Genomic DNA, 15,748 nt, shown 5'->3' on the forward strand with positions numbered 1-15,748 from the left:
AGGGGAGAGAGCGGATGTTGCTACGGGGCCTGACCTGGCTGGTGCTGTTCCAATTGCTCGGCACGGCGATCAATCACTTGGTCCTGCCGGTGTTGCCCGGGCCCATCGTGGGCCTGCTGCTGTTGCTGGGCTATCTGATCATTCGCGGCGAGGTCAGCGAGCCGTTGAACCTGGCGGCCGGCAGCCTGTTGCGCTACCTGCCATTGCTGCTGGTACCGCCGGCGGTGGGGGTGATGGTCTATGCCAAAGCCATCGCTGCCGATTTCTGGGCCATCGTCGGGGCGCTGACCTTGTCGCTGATTTTGTCCGTGGCGTTGACCGGTCTGCTGATGCAGCGCCTGGCCCGCCGCCATGCCGCTGCGGCGCAGGAGGCTGAATGATCCCCGACTGGCAAGGCGCCTGGAGCGCGGTGATCCACCATCCGCTGTTTGGCATCGGCATCACCCTGGGCGCTTATCAACTGGTGCTGGCGGCGTTCGAGAAAACCCGCTGGGTGTTCCTGCAACCGGTGCTGATGTCGATGGTGCTGCTGATCGGCGTACTGGTCGGTTGCGGCATCAGCTACGCCGAATACCGCAAGAGCACCGAGATCCTCAGCATCCTGCTGGGCCCGGCCACGGTCGCCCTGGCGGTGCCGTTGTACCTGAATCTGCGGCGGATCCGGCAACTGTTCTGGCCGATTTTTACTACGCTGGTGATAGCCGGGGTGGTTGCCACGGGCTCGGCGGTGCTGCTGGGCTGGGCGTTTGGCGCCGAGCACATGATCCTGATGACCATGGCGCCCAAATCCGTGACCTCGCCGATAGCCATGCTCGTGGCCGAACAGATCGGCGGCGTGGCGGCGATGGCGGCGGTGTTCGTCTTGATCACCGGCGTGCTCGGGGCGATCCTTGGCCCGAGCATTCTGAACCGGCTGGGTGTCCACAGCCCTGAGGCCCGGGGCATGGCCCTTGGCTTGGCGGCCCATGCGGTGGGCACGTCGGTGGCGTTGCAGGAAAGTGAGGAAACCGGCGCCTTTGCGGCGCTGGCGATGAGTCTGATGGGCGTGGCCACGGCAGTGCTGCTGCCGCTGGTCGTGTCGATGACAGTCTAAGGAACTGGTTATGAGCTTGCCGCTTTTCCCGTTGAACACCGTGCTGTTCCCCGGTTGCATCCTCGATTTGCAGATATTCGAGGCGCGTTATCTCGACATGATCGGTCGCTGCATGAAGAAGGGCGAAGGGTTCGGGGTGGTATGCATCCTTGATGGCGAGGAAGTCGGCATCGCCCCGGACGGTTATGCGCGGGTGGGCTGCGAGGCGCTGATCACCGATTTTTCCCAGCAGGACAACGGCCTGCTGGGCATTCGCGTGCAGGGCGGGCGGCGTTTTATCGTGCACGACAGCAGCGTTCAGCCGGACCAACTGACCGTCGCCGAGGTCGAGTGGTTGGAAGATGAGCCGGAGCAACCGCTGCAGGACGAGGACGCCGACCTGGTGGCGTTGCTCAAGGCCCTGGCCGAACACCCGATGGTCGAAGCCTTGAACATGGGCACCGAGGCCACCGGCCAGCAGTCACTGGCCAACCAGTTGGCGTACCTGTTGCCGTTCAATGAACTGGACAAGATCGACCTGCTGCAACTGGATGATCCGCAGCAGCGCTTGGATGCGATCCAGGCGTTGCTCGATGAGTTGCAGGGCGAATTGTTCGCCTGAGCAGGCAAGTTCACCCCCCTGTGGGAGCGAGCCTGCTCGCGATAGCGGTGGGTCAGCTTGCATCGATGGTGCATGTGCTACTGCTATCGCGAGCAGGCTCGCTCCCACAGGGTTTCAGGCGTTCAGGTGATTGCCGTTTGCCGCAAATCCCGCAGGGAAGGGGTCAGTGTCTGTAAGTTCATCAATAGGCATACCGCAGCATGCCGTGGGGCAGATGCCTCAAGGCAAAGAAGCTGAACGCTGCCACCATCACGGGCAGGATCAGCCACCAGATTTTCGGCGGCATGGGCGGTAGTGAGGTCTGGCGTTGGCTCAGCCAGAGGAGCGCGGCGCAGACGCAGGCGGCGAGCATGGCGCCGGCGATGACGTCGCTCGGCCAATGGGCGCCGAGGTAGACCCGCGACAGGCTGATCGCCAGTGCTGGCAGGCAGCCCAGCAGTAGCCAGGTCAGGCGCAGGCGGGGTGGTTGGCCGCGCCCGGCCAGGATCGCGAGGGTCAGGAACAGCGCGAACGAGCCGGAGGCGTGGCCGCTGGGCATGCTGTAGCTGGTCAGTGGGTCACTGAGAATCTCCGGGCGCACGCGGGCGAAGAAGTGCTTGAGGCCGGTATTGGCCAGGGCGGTGAACAGCATCGTGCCGCCGGCAAAGATCGCTTGGCGCCATTGGCGCGTCAGCAACAGCAACCCGGTCAACAGGGCGCTGAAGATCAGCATGAAACGGAATTCGCCAATCAGCGTGAAGGTTACGGCGATTTCGTCCAGCATCGGGCTGCGATGCTCCTGGACCAACGTCATCAGCCCCTGGTCGAACGCCGTCAGGTAGCGAAACCCGACGAACAGGCCGATCAGGATCACCAGGCCCAGGCCCGCGATCACCGCCGTGGCCTGGCGATGGCGGCGCATGCTGCTGTTGACGCTCAGCCCGATCATCACCGCGATGCTGCCGACGACGATGCCGGCCTGTGGCCAGAAACCTTCGGGCAGTGGCAGGCGGAACGCCGCGCCGGTGGCCCAGCCCGGCAGCAGGTACGCCACGGTCCAGCCTGATGCGGCCAGCAGGCTGACGGCGGCAAAGCGCGGGAACGGCATGTCGCACATCCCGGCGACCATTGGCAGCATGGGCCTGAGCGGGCCGATAAAGCGCCCGACCAAAAGGCTGGCGATGCCGTAGCGCTGGAAGTAGCTTTCTGCTGCGTTCATCCATTCCGGATGTTGCCGCAGCCCCGGCAGGCGCCGGATGTTCTGGTGAAAATGGCGGCCGAGGAAATAGGAAATCAGGTCCCCCAGCAAGCCCCCGAGCAGGCCCAGCAGCAAGGTCTCGCCCAGGGACAACGCGCCGCTGCCGGCCAATACCGCAATCGCAAACAACAGCACCGTGCCCGGCACGATCAACCCGGCAATCGCCAGGCACTCCACGCAAGCGACGATGAACACCGCCACCGCCAGCCATTGCGGGTTGGCGCTCAGCCAGCCGGTGATGCTATCGAGCCATGGGCCCATAAGTACAACTCCATAGAAGATTGATCGGCTTGCATCTCTGCCGTTGTTGCCCCCTGTGGGAGCGAGCCTGCTCGCGATAGCGGTGCGTCAGTCACCGTCCATGTTGAATGTACAGACGCCATCGCGAGCAGGCTCGCTCCCACAGGGGGATTTGTGGTTTCCACAGATAATGCTCACGGCAGCAAAAAATAATCGCGACCTTCGACCTGCCCGCGTCGCAGCGGGTTCCGAGTGCACCAGGGCGCGTAGGCGGCGTCGACGAAGCGATAGGGCAGGTGCTCGTCTCGCCCCAATGGGATGCCCAGGCGGGTGGTCTGGATCACATTCACCGTGGGCACGCCGACATCTTCCACCAGCAGGCGCTCGGGGTCGAAGCGTTTGGCGTCCCATTCCGGCACTTTCAGGCCCAAGGCCTTGCACAGCAGGGTCTGGCCGGCACAGAGTTTCTGGGGCGTGCGCGGCTGGCCTTGGGTGTCGGGGTTGTTCAGCAGCATCTGCGCCAGGCTCGCCGGGCCGCAGATGGCATCGACCCACGGGTACGCCGACTTGATCAACACCGCATTGCCGGGGCCTTGGGCGCTGAAGTTCAGCGAATCGCCACCGCGGGCGTAGTACATATAGATGTGGCCGCCATCCAGAAACAAAGCCTTACGTTTTTCTGTGTAGCCCAGGGAGGCGTGGCTGCCTTTTTCAGCGAAGTAATACGCTTCGGTCTCGATGATCCGCGCGCTGAGCCATAGGTCACCGACCTTGTGGCGAATGACTTTGCCCAGCAGGTCCCGGGCAAGCACCTGGGCGTCGCGATCAAAAAAGCTGTGGGGCAGGGCGTTGGGCACTGGCGGACGAGGCAGATCGGGCATGGCGATAGACGCAGAGAGGCCAAGGGAACGGCGATGATAGCAATGGAAAGCTTAATCGCCACTGAACGCCCACGTGAACGACGGCTGATCAGGACCTTTTTGCTCCTCCGCCGGTCACCGCTGTGAGTCCATGCTGTTAGTCGAGGGTTACGACAGCTATAATCTGCCGCTTTCCTCACCGCCAAGACCACACAGACCATGACTGAGTCCGTTCTTGACTACATGACCCGCCTGGGTCGCGCCGCTCGCGAAGCGTCGCGCATCATCGGCCGTGCCAGCACCGCGCAGAAAAACCGCGCCCTGCAAGCCGCCGCCAATGCGCTGGACGCTGCTCGCGCCGAGTTGTCCGCCGCCAATGAGCTGGACCTGGCTGCCGGCCGGGCCAATGGCCTGGAGCCGGCCATGCTCGAACGCCTGGCGCTGACCCCTGCGCGCATCGACGGCATGATCGTCGGTCTGCGGCAGGTCGCGGCACTGCCGGACCCGGTCGGGGCAATCCGCGACATGAGCTACCGGCCGTCGGGCATCCAGGTCGGCAAGATGCGCGTGCCGCTGGGCGTGGTCGGGATCATCTACGAGTCGCGGCCGAACGTGACCATCGACGCGGCGAGCCTGTGCCTGAAGTCGGGTAACGCAACCATCCTGCGCGGCGGTTCCGAGGCGATTCATTCCAATCGCGCCATTGCCGCCTGTATCCAGCGCGGCCTGGCCGAGGCCGATCTGCCCGCCGCCGTCGTGCAAGTGGTGGAAACCACCGACCGCGCCGCCGTCGGCGCGCTGATCAGCATGCCCGAGTTCGTCGATGTCATCGTCCCGCGCGGCGGCAAGGGCCTGATCGAACGGGTCAGCCGCGACGCCCGGGTGCCGGTGATCAAGCACCTGGACGGCATCTGCCACGTCTACGTCAGCGCCCACGCCGAGTTGCCGAAGGCCCAGCGCATTGCCTTCAACGCCAAGACCTACCGTTATGGCATCTGCGGTGCGATGGAAACCCTGCTGGTGGACCAGGCCGTCGCCAAGGAATTTTTGCCGGCGATGGCTGCCCAGTTCCGCGAAAAAGGCGTCGAACTGCGCGGTTGCGAGCGCACCCGGGCGATCATCGAGGCGGTCATCGCCACGGAAGAAGACTGGGACACCGAATACCTGGCGCCGATCCTGTCGATCCGCGTGGTGGACGGGTTGGACCAGGCCATCGAGCACATCAATCGCCATGGTTCCCACCACACCGATTCCATCGTCAGCGAACACCAGGGCGAAGCCCGGCGCTTTGTGGCGGAAGTGGATTCGGCCTCGGTGATGATCAACACCCCGACCTGCTTCGCCGACGGTTTCGAATACGGATTGGGTGCCGAGATCGGCATTTCTACTGATAAGCTGCACGCCCGTGGCCCGGTGGGCCTCGAAGGCCTGACCTGCGAGAAGTACATCGTGGTCGGTGACGGCCAGTTGCGCGGACAGGAGCCGGTCTGACTTGGGCGACCTTGACCCGTCAGCCGCTGTGACGACGACAACCCCACCCCGGCGCATCGGTATCCTGGGCGGCACGTTCGACCCGGTGCACATCGGCCATTTGCGCGGTGCGCTGGAAGTCGCCGACGCGCTGGCCCTCGATGAGCTACGCCTGGTGCCCAGCGCCAGGCCGCCTCACCGCCATGCGCCGCAGGTGTCGGCGCAGGACCGGCTGGCGATGGTCGAGTGCGCGGTGGCCGGCGTGGCGCCGTTGGTGGTGGACGCCCGCGAATTGCAGCGGGACAAACCGTCCTACTCCATTGACACCCTGGAGCTGATGCGTGCCGAACTGGCCGCCGACGCCCAGGTTTTCCTGCTTCTGGGCTGGGACGCATTTTGCGGCCTGCCCACTTGGCATCGCTGGGAAGAGTTGCTCCAGCATTGCCACATCCTGGTGCTGCAACGCCCGGATGCCGACAGCGAGCCGCCGGATGCCTTGCGCAACCTGCTGGCGGCGCGCTCGGTGAGCGACCCGCTGGCCCTGAAAGGGCCGAGCGGACAGATTGCATTCGTCTGGCAGACGCCGCTCGCGGTATCCGCCACCCAGATCCGTCAACTGCTGGCCAGCGGTAAGTCGGTACGTTTCCTGGTGCCCGACGCGGTCCTGGCCTACATCGATGCGCACGGGCTGTACCGTGCGTCGAACTGAAAAAGGCGCGCTTCAAGTCACGTGAATGCGTGTAGCGAAGCGCCCGAACACACGAGCAAAAACGAGTTTTATATGACTGACAAAGACGTAAGCAAAGTAAAGCGCAAAGGCACCTTCAAGAGCGCCCCGCTGCCCGTAGAGGCGCACACGGGCGTGGTATTGGCCGGTGAAGAGCTGGTCAAGGTGGCCGTTGCCGCCCTGGAGGACGTCAAGGCCCAGGACATCCAGGTGATCGACGTTCGTGAAAAGCAGAGCATCACCGACTTCATGATCATCGCCACCGGTACTTCCAACCGCCAGATCGGCGCGATGCTGGACAAGGTCCGCGAAGCGGTCAAGGCCCAGGGCGTCAAGCCGCTGGGTGAAGAAGGCAAGGGCGACAGCGACTGGGTCCTGCTGGATATGGACGACGTCATCGTGCACATGATGACCGCCTCGGCCCGCCAGTTCTATGACCTGGAGCGCCTGTGGGCCGGTGCCGAGCAGAGCCGTTCGGCCAGCGCCGCGCACCACAGCCCGGAAAACACCCATGAGCACTTCACCAAGCTCAACAAAGACCAGCAATAAGGGTTCGCTGTGCGACTGCGCCTGATCGCCGTCGGTTCCCGCATGCCCAAGTGGGTGGAAGAAGGCTGGCATGAATATGCCAAGCGTCTTCCGTCCGAGCTGGCGCTGGAGCTGGTGGAAATTCCGCTCAATACCCGTGGCAAGAACGCCGATGTGGCGCGCTTCATTCGCCAGGAAGGCGAAGCCATGCTGGCCAAGGTCGGGCCGAACGAGCACATCGTCACCCTCGAAGTCCACGGCAAGCCCTGGAGCACCGAGCAACTGGCGGTGGAACTCGATCGCTGGCGGCTGGATTCACGCACGGTCAATTTCATGGTCGGGGGCCCGGAAGGGCTGGCGCCGGACGTCTGTGCCCGGGCCGACCAGCGCTGGTCGTTGTCGCCGCTGACGTTGCCGCACCCGCTGGTGCGGATCCTGATCGGCGAACAGTTGTATCGTGCCTGGACAGTCCTGTCCGGGCACCCTTACCACAAGTAATCCTGCCCCCATGCCTCAGCCGATCCGCATCAAGGACCACGAAAAAGACGCCCGCCTGGTGCGGGGCCGCGTCGTGTTCGGCGCCATCACGGTGGTGACGCTGATCGGCGTGCTGATTGCGCGGTTGTATTTCCTCCAGGTGATTCAGTACGAGTACCACTCGACCCTGTCGGAAAACAACCGGGTGCACGTGCAACCCATTCCGCCGACCCGCGGCCTGATCTTCGACCGCAATGGCGTGGTCGTGGCCGACAACCGGCCCAGCTTCAGCCTGAGCATGACCCGCGAGCGCTCGGGTGACTGGCAGCAGGTGCTCGACGTGATTGTCGAAGTGCTGCAGCTGACCCCCGAGGACCGGGCGATTTTCGAGAAGCGCATGCGCCAGGGGCGGCGGCCGTTCGAGCCGGTACCGATCCTGTTCGAGCTGACCGAAGAGCAGATCGCCCTGATCGCCGTGAACCAGTTCCGCCTGCCCGGCGTCGAGGTGGTGGCGCAACTGGTCCGGCATTATCCCCAGGGCGCGCACTTCGCCCACTCGGTCGGCTACATGGGGCGGATCAACGAGAAGGAGCTCAAGAGCCTCGATCCGGTCAATTACAGCGGCACCCACCATATCGGCAAGACCGGTATCGAGCGCTTCTATGAGCCCGAGTTGCATGGCCAGGTGGGTTACGAAGAAGTCGAGACCAATGCCCGTGGTCGCGTGTTGCGGGTGCTCAAGCGCACCGACCCGATCCCCGGCAAGGACATCGTCCTGAGCCTGGACATCAAGCTGCAAGAGGCCGCTGAAGCGGCGCTGGGCGGGCGCCGTGGCGCGGTGGTGGCGCTGGACCCGAGCACTGGCGAGGTGCTGGCGATGGTCAGCCAGCCGAGCTTCGACCCGAACCTGTTCGTCACCGGCATCAGCTTCAGGGCCTACGCCGAGCTGCGCGACTCCATCGACCGGCCGCTGTTCAACCGTGTCCTGCGTGGCCTCTATCCGCCGGGTTCGACCATCAAGCCAGCGGTGGCGATTGCCGGGCTGGACTCCGGCGTGGTGACCGCGTCGACCCGGGTCTTCGACCCCGGTTATTACATGCTGCCCAACTACGATCACAAGTACCGCAACTGGAACCGCACCGGCGACGGTTATGTGGACCTGGAAACGGCGATCATGCGCTCCAACGACACCTACTTCTATGAGCTGGCCCACAAGCTGGGGATCGATCGGTTGTCGTCTTACCTGGGTAAATTCGGCATCGGACAGAAAGTGTCCCTGGACATGTTCGAAGAGTCCCCAGGCCTGATGCCGTCCCGAGAGTGGAAACGAGCCACCCGGCGTCAGGCATGGTTCCCCGGCGAAACCCTGATCCTGGGGATCGGCCAGGGCTACATGCAGGCCACGCCGCTGCAACTGGCCCAGGCCACGGCCCTGGTCGCCAGCAAAGGCAAGTGGTATCGCCCGCACCTGGCCAAGACCATTGAAGGTCAGAAACCGGTGGACCCGAATCCGATGCCGGACATCATCCTGCACAATCCGTCGGACTGGCAGAAGGTCAACAACGGTATGCAACAGGTGATGCATGGCGCGCGCGGCACGGCGCGCAAAGCGGCCATCGGTTCGCCGTACCGCATTGCCGGCAAGAGTGGTACGGCCCAGGTGGTCGCGATCAAGCAGGGCGAGAAGTACGACCGCTCCAAAGTCCAGGAACGCCACCGCGACCACGCCCTGTTCGTCGGCTTCGCCCCGGCCGACAACCCGAAAATCGTCGTGGCGGTGATGGTCGAGAACGGCGAGTCGGGGTCCGGTGTCGCCGCGCCCGTGGTGCGTCAGGTGATGGACGCCTGGCTGCTGGATGAACACGGCCAGCTCAAGCCTGAGTACGCAAGCCCCACCACTGCGGAGGCCACGGCCCGTGATGAATAATTTCGACCGCATCCTCTCCAGCGAGGATGTGATGCGCCGTCGTGCCACGCTGTTGCAGCGCATGCACATCGACGGCCCGCTGCTGATCCTGCTGCTGATCCTGGCCGCCGGCAGCCTGTTCGTGCTGTATTCGGCCAGTGGCAAGAGCTGGGACCTGCTGGCCAAGCAGGCCACCTCGTTCGGCATCGGCCTGGTGTCGATGGTCGTCATCGCCCAGCTCGAACCACGGTTCATGGCGCGCTGGGTGCCACTGGCCTATGTGGTCGGCGTGAGCCTGTTGGTGGTGGTGGACGTGATGGGCCATAACGCCATGGGTGCGACGCGCTGGATCAACATACCCGGGGTCATTCGCTTCCAGCCTTCCGAATTCCTCAAGATCATCATGCCGGCGACCATCGCCTGGTACCTGTCCAAGCGGACCTTGCCGCCGCAGCTCAAGCACGTGTGCATCAGCCTGCTGTTGATCGGCATCCCGTTCATCCTGATCGTGCGCCAACCGGACCTTGGTACGTCGCTGCTGATCCTGGCCGGTGGCGCCTTCGTGCTGTTCATGGGCGGCTTGCGCTGGCGCTGGATCCTCAGCGTGGTTGCCATTGCGATACCGGTGTCGGTGGCCATGTGGTACTTCGTCATGCACGACTACCAGAAGCAGCGCATCCTGACCTTCCTCGACCCGGAGAGCGATCCACTGGGCACCGGCTGGAACATCATCCAGTCCAAGGCCGCCATCGGTTCCGGCGGGGTGTTCGGCAAGGGCTGGCTGATGGGCACCCAGTCGCACCTGGACTTTTTGCCGGAAAGCCACACCGATTTCATCATCGCGGTGATGGGCGAGGAGTTCGGCCTGGTGGGCATTTGCGTGCTGCTGCTGATCTACCTGCTGCTGATCGGCCGCGGGCTGGTCATAACCGCCCAGGCCCAGACGCTGTTCGGCAAGTTGCTGGCGGGCAGCCTGACCATGACGTTTTTTGTGTATGTTTTCGTCAACATCGGTATGGTCAGTGGGCTGTTGCCGGTGGTAGGGGTGCCGTTGCCCTTCATTAGCTACGGGGGAACTTCGCTGGTGACACTACTGTCAGCGTTTGGGGTTTTGATGTCGATCCATACCCATCGCAAGTGGATCGCGCAGGTTTGAATAAGGTGAAGCGTTCAATGCAAGCAATGCGTGGCTGGTCGACGCTCTATGCGCCGTGGATCGGCCTGGTGGGCTTTCTCGGCGGTACGCCGCATGCCTTGGCGGGCGAGTACGAGGGGTCGCCGCAGGTGGCCGAGTTCGTCGGCGAGATGACCCGCGACTATGGTTTCGCCGGGGAACAGCTGATGGGGGTGTTCCGCGAAGCCGAACGCAAGCAGTCGATCCTCGACGCGATCTCCCGGCCCGCCGAGCGGGTCAAGCAATGGAGCGAGTACCGGCCGATGTTCATCACCGAGGCGCGCATTGCCCGGGGCGTGGACTTCTGGCGCCAGCACGAGGGCGCGCTGGCCCGTGCCGAGCAGGAATATGGCGTACCGGCCCAGGTCATCGTGTCCATCATTGGCGTCGAGACCTTCTTTGGCCGCAACACCGGCAATTTCCGGGTGATCGACGCGCTGTCGACCCTGGGTTTCGATTACCCGCCGCGCGCCGAGTTCTTCCGCAAGGAGCTGCGTGAATTCCTGCTGTTGGCCCGTGAAGAGCAGGTCGACCCGCTGACCCTCAAGGGTTCCTATGCCGGGGCGATGGGCCTGCCGCAGTTCATGCCCAGCAGTTTCCGCGCCTATGCGGTGGATTTTGACGGCGATGGCCACATCAATATCTGGACCAACCCGACCGATGCCATCGGCAGTGTTGCCAGCTATTTCAAGCGTCATGGCTGGGAAGCCGGCCAGCCGGTGGTCAGCCGTGCCGACGTGCGTGGCGAGCAGGTGGACGAGGGCTTGACCGAGGGCATCGAGCCGACGAAAACCGTCGGGGAGTTGCGGGCCTTGGGCTGGTCGAGTCATGATGCGCTGCGTGACGACATGCCGGTCACCGCGATGCGCCTGGAAGGCGAGCAGGGCCCCGAATACTGGATGGGCCTGAAGAATTTCTACGCGATTACGCGTTATAACCGCAGCGTGATGTACGCCATGGCCGTATATCAACTGTCTGAAGAGCTGGTCAAAGCACGGGGCGTCAAATAATGCAGGCAATGCCTACCTATCAACCCCTGAAAGCCAAGCCCCTCAAGTTTGTGGCGCTGGCCGCGCTGTCGCTGCTGGTCGTCAGTTGTTCGACCAGTCGCGCGCCGACCCAGAAAAGCTCAACCGCCGTGCGTTCCGCGCCGGGCCTGGACATCAACCGGGCCCACAAGGACGGCGCGCCGTGGTGGGACGTGGACGTGTCGCGCATTCCCGACGCCACCCCGACCCTGCACACCGGCCCCTACAAGGCCAACCCATATACGGTGCTGGGCAAGACCTACTTCCCGATGGCCGACTCCAAGACCTACGTCGCATCGGGCACCGCGTCCTGGTACGGCACCAAGTTCCACGGCCAGAACACCGCCAATGGCGAGGTGTATGACCTGTACGGCATGAGCGCGGCCCACAAGACCTTGCCGCTGCCCAGTTATGTGCGGGTGACCAACCTGGACAACAACAAGAGCGTGATCCTGCGGGTCAATGACCGTGGGCCGTTCTATTCCGACCGCATCATCGACCTGTCGTATGCGGCGGCGAAAAAGCTCGGTTACGCTGAAATCGGCACGGCGCGGGTCAAGGTCGAAGGCATCGATCCGCAGGAATGGTGGGCCCAGCGTGGCCGTCCGGCGCCTTTGATGCTCAACGAGCCGAAAGTGGCGCAAAATGCCGCGCCGACCGTGACGGCCTCTACCGGTACGGTCGAGCAGTGGACGCCACCGCCGCAGCAACACGCGGCCGCTGTGGTACCGGTGCAGCTCGACACAAAAAAAAACGCTTCTGCAACAGCGTCTGGCCAGTATCTGCAAGTGGGCGCGTTCGCCAACCCGGACGCTGCCGAGCTGCTCCGGTCGAAGCTCAGCTCGATGGTGAGCGCCCCGGTATTCATCAGCTCGATCGTGCGCAACCAGCAGACACTGCATCGGGTGCGCCTGGGGCCGATCGGCTCTCCGGGTGAAGTGCAGCAGGTGCAGAACAGTGTGCGCCTGGCCAATCTCGGTTCGCCGAGCCTGGTCACCGCCGAATGATTGATTGAAGGCCCGCTGCGGTTCGAGCGGGTCAGGTTGTTGGCTCCATGAATAACAAAAGCCCGGCAAGGGATGTGAGTGAGCAACTTAAATACGCGGCAGCCCGATTAGAAGGCTGCTTGTAAGTATTGCCTCCGGGCAGTTTCCATTAGCGATTTCGAGAGACGGATGAACATCACCACCTTTGCCAAACGCCTTTGCCTGCTAGTCCCGCTGCTGCTCTCACCTGCCGCGTTCGCGGTCGAGATGATGCCGTCGCCTCCACAACTGGCGGCCAAGTCCTATGTACTCATGGATGCCAGCAGCGGCAACGTGCTGGTGGAGAACAATGGTGACCAGCGCCTGCCACCGGCCAGCTTGACCAAGCTGATGACCGCCTACATCGCGACCCTGGAAATCCGTCGCGGCCAGATCGGTGAAAACGATCCGGTGACCGTCAGCGAAAACGCCTGGCGCACCGGCGGCTCGCGGATGTTCATCAAGGTCGGCTCGCAAGTGACCGTCAGCGATTTGCTGCACGGCATCATCATCCAGTCCGGCAACGACGCCAGCGTCGCCCTGTCCGAGCACATCGCCGGCAGCGAAGATGCCTTCGCCGACATGATGAACAAAACCGTCGCTGACCTGGGCATGACCAACAGCCACTTCATGAACCCGACCGGCCTGCCGAACCCCGAGCACTACTCGTCGGCTCACGACATGGCGCTTCTGGCGCGGGCGATCATCCACGAAGACCCCGCACACTACGCCATCTACTCCCAGAAGGAATTCTTCTGGAACGGCATCAAGCAGCCTAACCGCAACCTGCTGCTGTGGCGCGACAAGACCGTCGATGGCCTGAAGACCGGTCACACCGACGAAGCCGGCTACTGCATGGTGTCCTCGGCCGTGCGTGACGGCATGCGCCTGATCGCCGTGGTCTTCGGTACCAGCAGCGAAGTGGCCCGTGCCGCCGAGACCCAGAAGCTGCTGACCTACGGTTTCCGCTTCTTCGAAACCCAGACCTTCTACCAGAAGGGCACCGAACTGGCCCAGGCCCAGGTCTGGAAAGGCACCAGCAATCAGGTGAAGGCCGGTCTGGCCGAGGACCTGACCATGACCCTGCCCAAAGGCCAGCTCAAGAAGCTCGCTGCCAGCATGACCATGAACCCGCAACTGACCGCCCCGATCGCCAAGGGCGACGTGATTGGTAAAGTCGAAGTCAAGCTGGAAGACAAGGTGGTGCACAGCGCCGACCTGATCGCGCTGGACGCCGTCGAGGAAGGTGGTATCTTCCGCCGCATGTGGGATAGCATCCGTCTATTCTTCTACGGCTTGTTCAACTGATTTCACCTGTTGACCCGCATGGCCCCGTTCCGATCCGGTGCGGGGCCATGTTCGTTACCCGGGCTTATTGAGGCCGTTACGCCATGACCGATCCAGAAGTAAAGGCACCAAAGATCGAATTCCCCTGCGCGGATTACCCGATCAAGGTAATTGGCGACACGGGTGTGGGCTTCAAGGACACGATCATCGCGATCCTCGAAAAGCATGCCACCGTTGACCTCAAGACCCTCGCCGAACGCCAGAGCACCAACGGCAAGTACACGACGATCCAGTTGCACATCATTGCGACTGGCCAGGAACAGCTCTACGACATCAACAGCGAGCTGCGTGCGACCGGTTTCGTGCACATGGTGTTGTGATGCCGGGCACGCTGGGCTTTCGCGAGCTGGGCCGGATGGCTTACGAACCGGTCTGGCACGCGATGCAACGTTTCACCAATGAACGCGGCAACACCGCCGACGATGAAGTCTGGCTGGTGGAGCATCCGCCGGTGTTCACCCAGGGCCAGGCCGGCAAGGCCGAGCACCTGCTGCTGCCAGGCGATATCCCGGTGGTGAAGGTCGACCGGGGCGGGCAGGTGACCTACCATGGTCCCGGCCAGTTGGTCGCCTATCTGTTGCTGGATGTACGCAAGCTGGGTTTCGGCGTGCGCGAGCTGGTCACCCGCATGGAGACTTGCCTGATCGAGCTGCTGGCCAGCTACGGCGTAACCGCGGCGGCCAAGCCGGATGCGCCGGGTGTCTACGTCGACGGGGCGAAGATCGCCTCCCTGGGTCTACGGATCCGCCATGGCTGCTCATTTCATGGCCTGGCGTTGAACGTGGACATGGACCTTGAGCCGTTTCGACGGATTAATCCCTGTGGCTACGCGGGGCTGGCAATGACCCAGCTGCGCGATCACACAGGATCGATTGAATTTGCCGAGGTAAGTGCCCGGCTGCGCGCGCAGCTCGTCAAACACCTCGACTACGCTGAGCAGACGACCCTCACGGGCGGAATCGACTGATATGACTACTGATGCAGTGCAAACCATGATCCCGACGCTGGACGTTACCGAGCGTCCGGCCCCGCGTGCCAAGGTAGAGGCCGGCGTCAAGCTGCGCGGCGCCGAAAAGGTTGCACGCATCCCGGTGAAGATCATCCCGACCACCGAACTGCCGAAGAAACCCGACTGGATCCGCGTGCGCATCCCGGTTTCCCCGGAAGTCGACCGTATCAAGGCGCTGCTGCGCAAACACAAGCTGCACAGCGTCTGCGAAGAGGCGTCCTGCCCGAACCTGGGCGAGTGCTTCTCCGGCGGCACCGCCACGTTCATGATCATGGGTGACATCTGCACCCGTCGCTGCCCGTTCTGCGACGTCGGCCACGGCCGTCCGAAGCCATTGGACGCAGGCGAGCCGGAAAGCCTGGCCATCGCCATCGCCGATCTGAAGCTCAAGTACGTGGTCATCACCTCGGTGGACCGCGACGACCTGCGTGACGGCGGCGCCCAGCACTTTGCCGACTGCATCCGCGAGATCCGCAAGCTGTCGCCGAACGTGCAACTGGAAACCCTGGTGCCCGATTACCGTGGCCGCATGGACATCGCCCTGGAAATCACCGCGGCCGAGCCACCGGATGTGTTCAACCACAACCTGGAAACCGTGCCGCGCCTGTACAAGGCCGCGCGTCCGGGGTCGGACTACCAATGGTCGCTGACCTTGCTGCAGCGCTTCAAGCAGATGATGCCGCACATTCCGACCAAGTCCGGGCTGATGCTGGGCCTGGGTGAAACCGATGAGGAAGTGATCGAGGTCATGAAGCGCATGCGTGAACATGACATTGATATGCTGACGCTGGGTCAGTACCTGCAGCCTTCGCGCAGTCACTTGCCGGTGCAGCGGTTTGTGCATCCGGATACCTTTGCCTGGTTTGCTGAGGAGGGGTACAAGATGGGCTTCAAGAACGTGGCTTCGGGGCCGTTGGTGCGGTCTTCGTATCATGCGGATGAGCAGGCTAAGTTGGTCAAGGCTGAGTTGTTGGGTTCCTGATTTAGCGTTTGGGTGGTGTGTATATCCGTTTCTTCGGTAACGGC

The 15,748-nt window shown here is 63.2% G+C and carries 17 protein-coding genes; 15 read left to right on the forward strand and 2 right to left on the reverse strand.

Annotated elements, in window-relative coordinates:
• Nucleotides 1–14: 14 nt before the first annotated feature.
• Genes J7E36_RS03890 through J7E36_RS03900 form a run of 3 tightly spaced genes read left to right on the forward strand, consistent with a single transcriptional unit; the run spans nt 15 to nt 1,694 of the window.
• A complete protein-coding gene (locus J7E36_RS03890) occupies nt 15–380 on the forward strand; it encodes a CidA/LrgA family protein (protein ID WP_215000077.1) in 366 nt (121 codons plus the stop codon).
• Complete coding sequence (locus J7E36_RS03895) at nt 377–1,093, forward strand: LrgB family protein (RefSeq protein WP_215000079.1); 717 nt, start codon at nt 377–379, stop codon at nt 1,091–1,093. Before J7E36_RS03890 ends, J7E36_RS03895 begins: the two co-directional genes overlap by 4 nt.
• A 10-nt stretch (nt 1,094–1,103) precedes the next feature.
• Nucleotides 1,104–1,694 carry an LON peptidase substrate-binding domain-containing protein gene (locus J7E36_RS03900; protein ID WP_215000081.1) on the forward strand — a complete coding sequence of 197 codons (591 nt, stop codon included), beginning with the start codon at nt 1,104–1,106 and terminating at the stop codon, nt 1,692–1,694.
• 181 nt (nt 1,695–1,875) lie between these two features.
• On the opposite strand, the gene J7E36_RS03905 is transcribed toward J7E36_RS03900, so the two are convergent.
• Together J7E36_RS03905 and J7E36_RS03910 are read right to left on the reverse strand one after the other, a co-directional pair.
• The gene (locus J7E36_RS03905; protein WP_215000083.1) at nt 1,876–3,192 is read right to left on the reverse strand and encodes a bifunctional DedA family/phosphatase PAP2 family protein; all 1,317 of its coding nucleotides are present in this window, start codon (nt 3,190–3,192) and stop codon (nt 1,876–1,878) included.
• Nucleotides 3,193–3,365: 173 nt separating this feature from the next.
• Nucleotides 3,366–4,052 (reverse strand): DNA-3-methyladenine glycosylase, encoded by a 687-nt coding sequence (locus J7E36_RS03910; protein ID WP_215000085.1) that lies wholly within the window; start codon nt 4,050–4,052, stop codon nt 3,366–3,368.
• 198 nt (nt 4,053–4,250) lie between these two features.
• On the opposite strand from J7E36_RS03910, the gene J7E36_RS03915 reads away from it, so the two are divergent.
• The 12 genes from J7E36_RS03915 (at nt 4,251) to lipA (ending at nt 15,704) form a co-directional block, all read left to right on the forward strand.
• A complete protein-coding gene (locus J7E36_RS03915) occupies nt 4,251–5,522 on the forward strand; it encodes a glutamate-5-semialdehyde dehydrogenase (RefSeq protein WP_215000087.1) in 1,272 nt (423 codons plus the stop codon).
• Between the two features lies 1 nt (nt 5,523).
• The gene (nadD, locus tag J7E36_RS03920) at nt 5,524–6,210 is read left to right on the forward strand and encodes a nicotinate-nucleotide adenylyltransferase (RefSeq protein ID WP_215000089.1); all 687 of its coding nucleotides are present in this window, start codon (nt 5,524–5,526) and stop codon (nt 6,208–6,210) included.
• Nucleotides 6,211–6,282: 72 nt separating this feature from the next.
• Nucleotides 6,283–6,777: a ribosome silencing factor gene (gene rsfS / locus J7E36_RS03925; RefSeq protein WP_215000091.1), complete on the forward strand. Its 495-nt coding sequence runs from the start codon at nt 6,283–6,285 to the stop codon at nt 6,775–6,777.
• A gap of 9 nt (nt 6,778–6,786) precedes the next feature.
• Nucleotides 6,787–7,254, forward strand: coding sequence for a 23S rRNA (pseudouridine(1915)-N(3))-methyltransferase RlmH (gene rlmH, locus J7E36_RS03930; protein ID WP_215000093.1), 468 nt, complete (start codon nt 6,787–6,789; stop codon nt 7,252–7,254).
• A gap of 10 nt (nt 7,255–7,264) precedes the next feature.
• Nucleotides 7,265–9,160: a penicillin-binding protein 2 gene (mrdA, locus tag J7E36_RS03935; protein WP_215000095.1), complete on the forward strand. Its 1,896-nt coding sequence runs from the start codon at nt 7,265–7,267 to the stop codon at nt 9,158–9,160.
• A 31-nt stretch (nt 9,161–9,191) separates the two neighbouring features.
• Complete coding sequence (gene rodA, locus J7E36_RS03940; protein WP_215000110.1) at nt 9,192–10,295, forward strand: rod shape-determining protein RodA; 1,104 nt, start codon at nt 9,192–9,194, stop codon at nt 10,293–10,295.
• A gap of 17 nt (nt 10,296–10,312) precedes the next feature.
• Nucleotides 10,313–11,323 carry a lytic murein transglycosylase B gene (gene mltB / locus J7E36_RS03945; RefSeq protein ID WP_215000097.1) on the forward strand — a complete coding sequence of 337 codons (1,011 nt, stop codon included), beginning with the start codon at nt 10,313–10,315 and terminating at the stop codon, nt 11,321–11,323.
• Nucleotides 11,323–12,348, forward strand: a complete 1,026-nt coding sequence (locus J7E36_RS03950) for a septal ring lytic transglycosylase RlpA family protein (protein WP_215000099.1) — start codon at nt 11,323–11,325, stop codon at nt 12,346–12,348. Before mltB ends, J7E36_RS03950 begins: the two co-directional genes overlap by 1 nt.
• A 168-nt stretch (nt 12,349–12,516) precedes the next feature.
• Nucleotides 12,517–13,674, forward strand: coding sequence for a D-alanyl-D-alanine carboxypeptidase family protein (locus J7E36_RS03955; protein WP_215000102.1), 1,158 nt, complete (start codon nt 12,517–12,519; stop codon nt 13,672–13,674).
• A gap of 83 nt (nt 13,675–13,757) precedes the next feature.
• The gene (locus J7E36_RS03960; protein WP_215000104.1) at nt 13,758–14,033 is read left to right on the forward strand and encodes a DUF493 domain-containing protein; all 276 of its coding nucleotides are present in this window, start codon (nt 13,758–13,760) and stop codon (nt 14,031–14,033) included.
• Entirely contained in the window at nt 14,033–14,680 is a 648-nt protein-coding gene (gene lipB, locus J7E36_RS03965) for a lipoyl(octanoyl) transferase LipB (RefSeq protein ID WP_215000106.1), read from the forward strand. The genes J7E36_RS03960 and lipB overlap by 1 nt, the downstream gene beginning before the upstream one ends.
• A 1-nt stretch (nt 14,681) precedes the next feature.
• Nucleotides 14,682–15,704 (forward strand): lipoyl synthase, encoded by a 1,023-nt coding sequence (gene lipA, locus J7E36_RS03970; protein WP_435304153.1) that lies wholly within the window; start codon nt 14,682–14,684, stop codon nt 15,702–15,704.
• Nucleotides 15,705–15,748 lie beyond the last annotated feature (44 nt).

It is taken from the genome of Pseudomonas fluorescens, from assembly GCF_018614775.1.
Classification (GTDB): domain Bacteria; phylum Pseudomonadota; class Gammaproteobacteria; order Pseudomonadales; family Pseudomonadaceae; genus Aquipseudomonas; species Aquipseudomonas fluorescens_BY.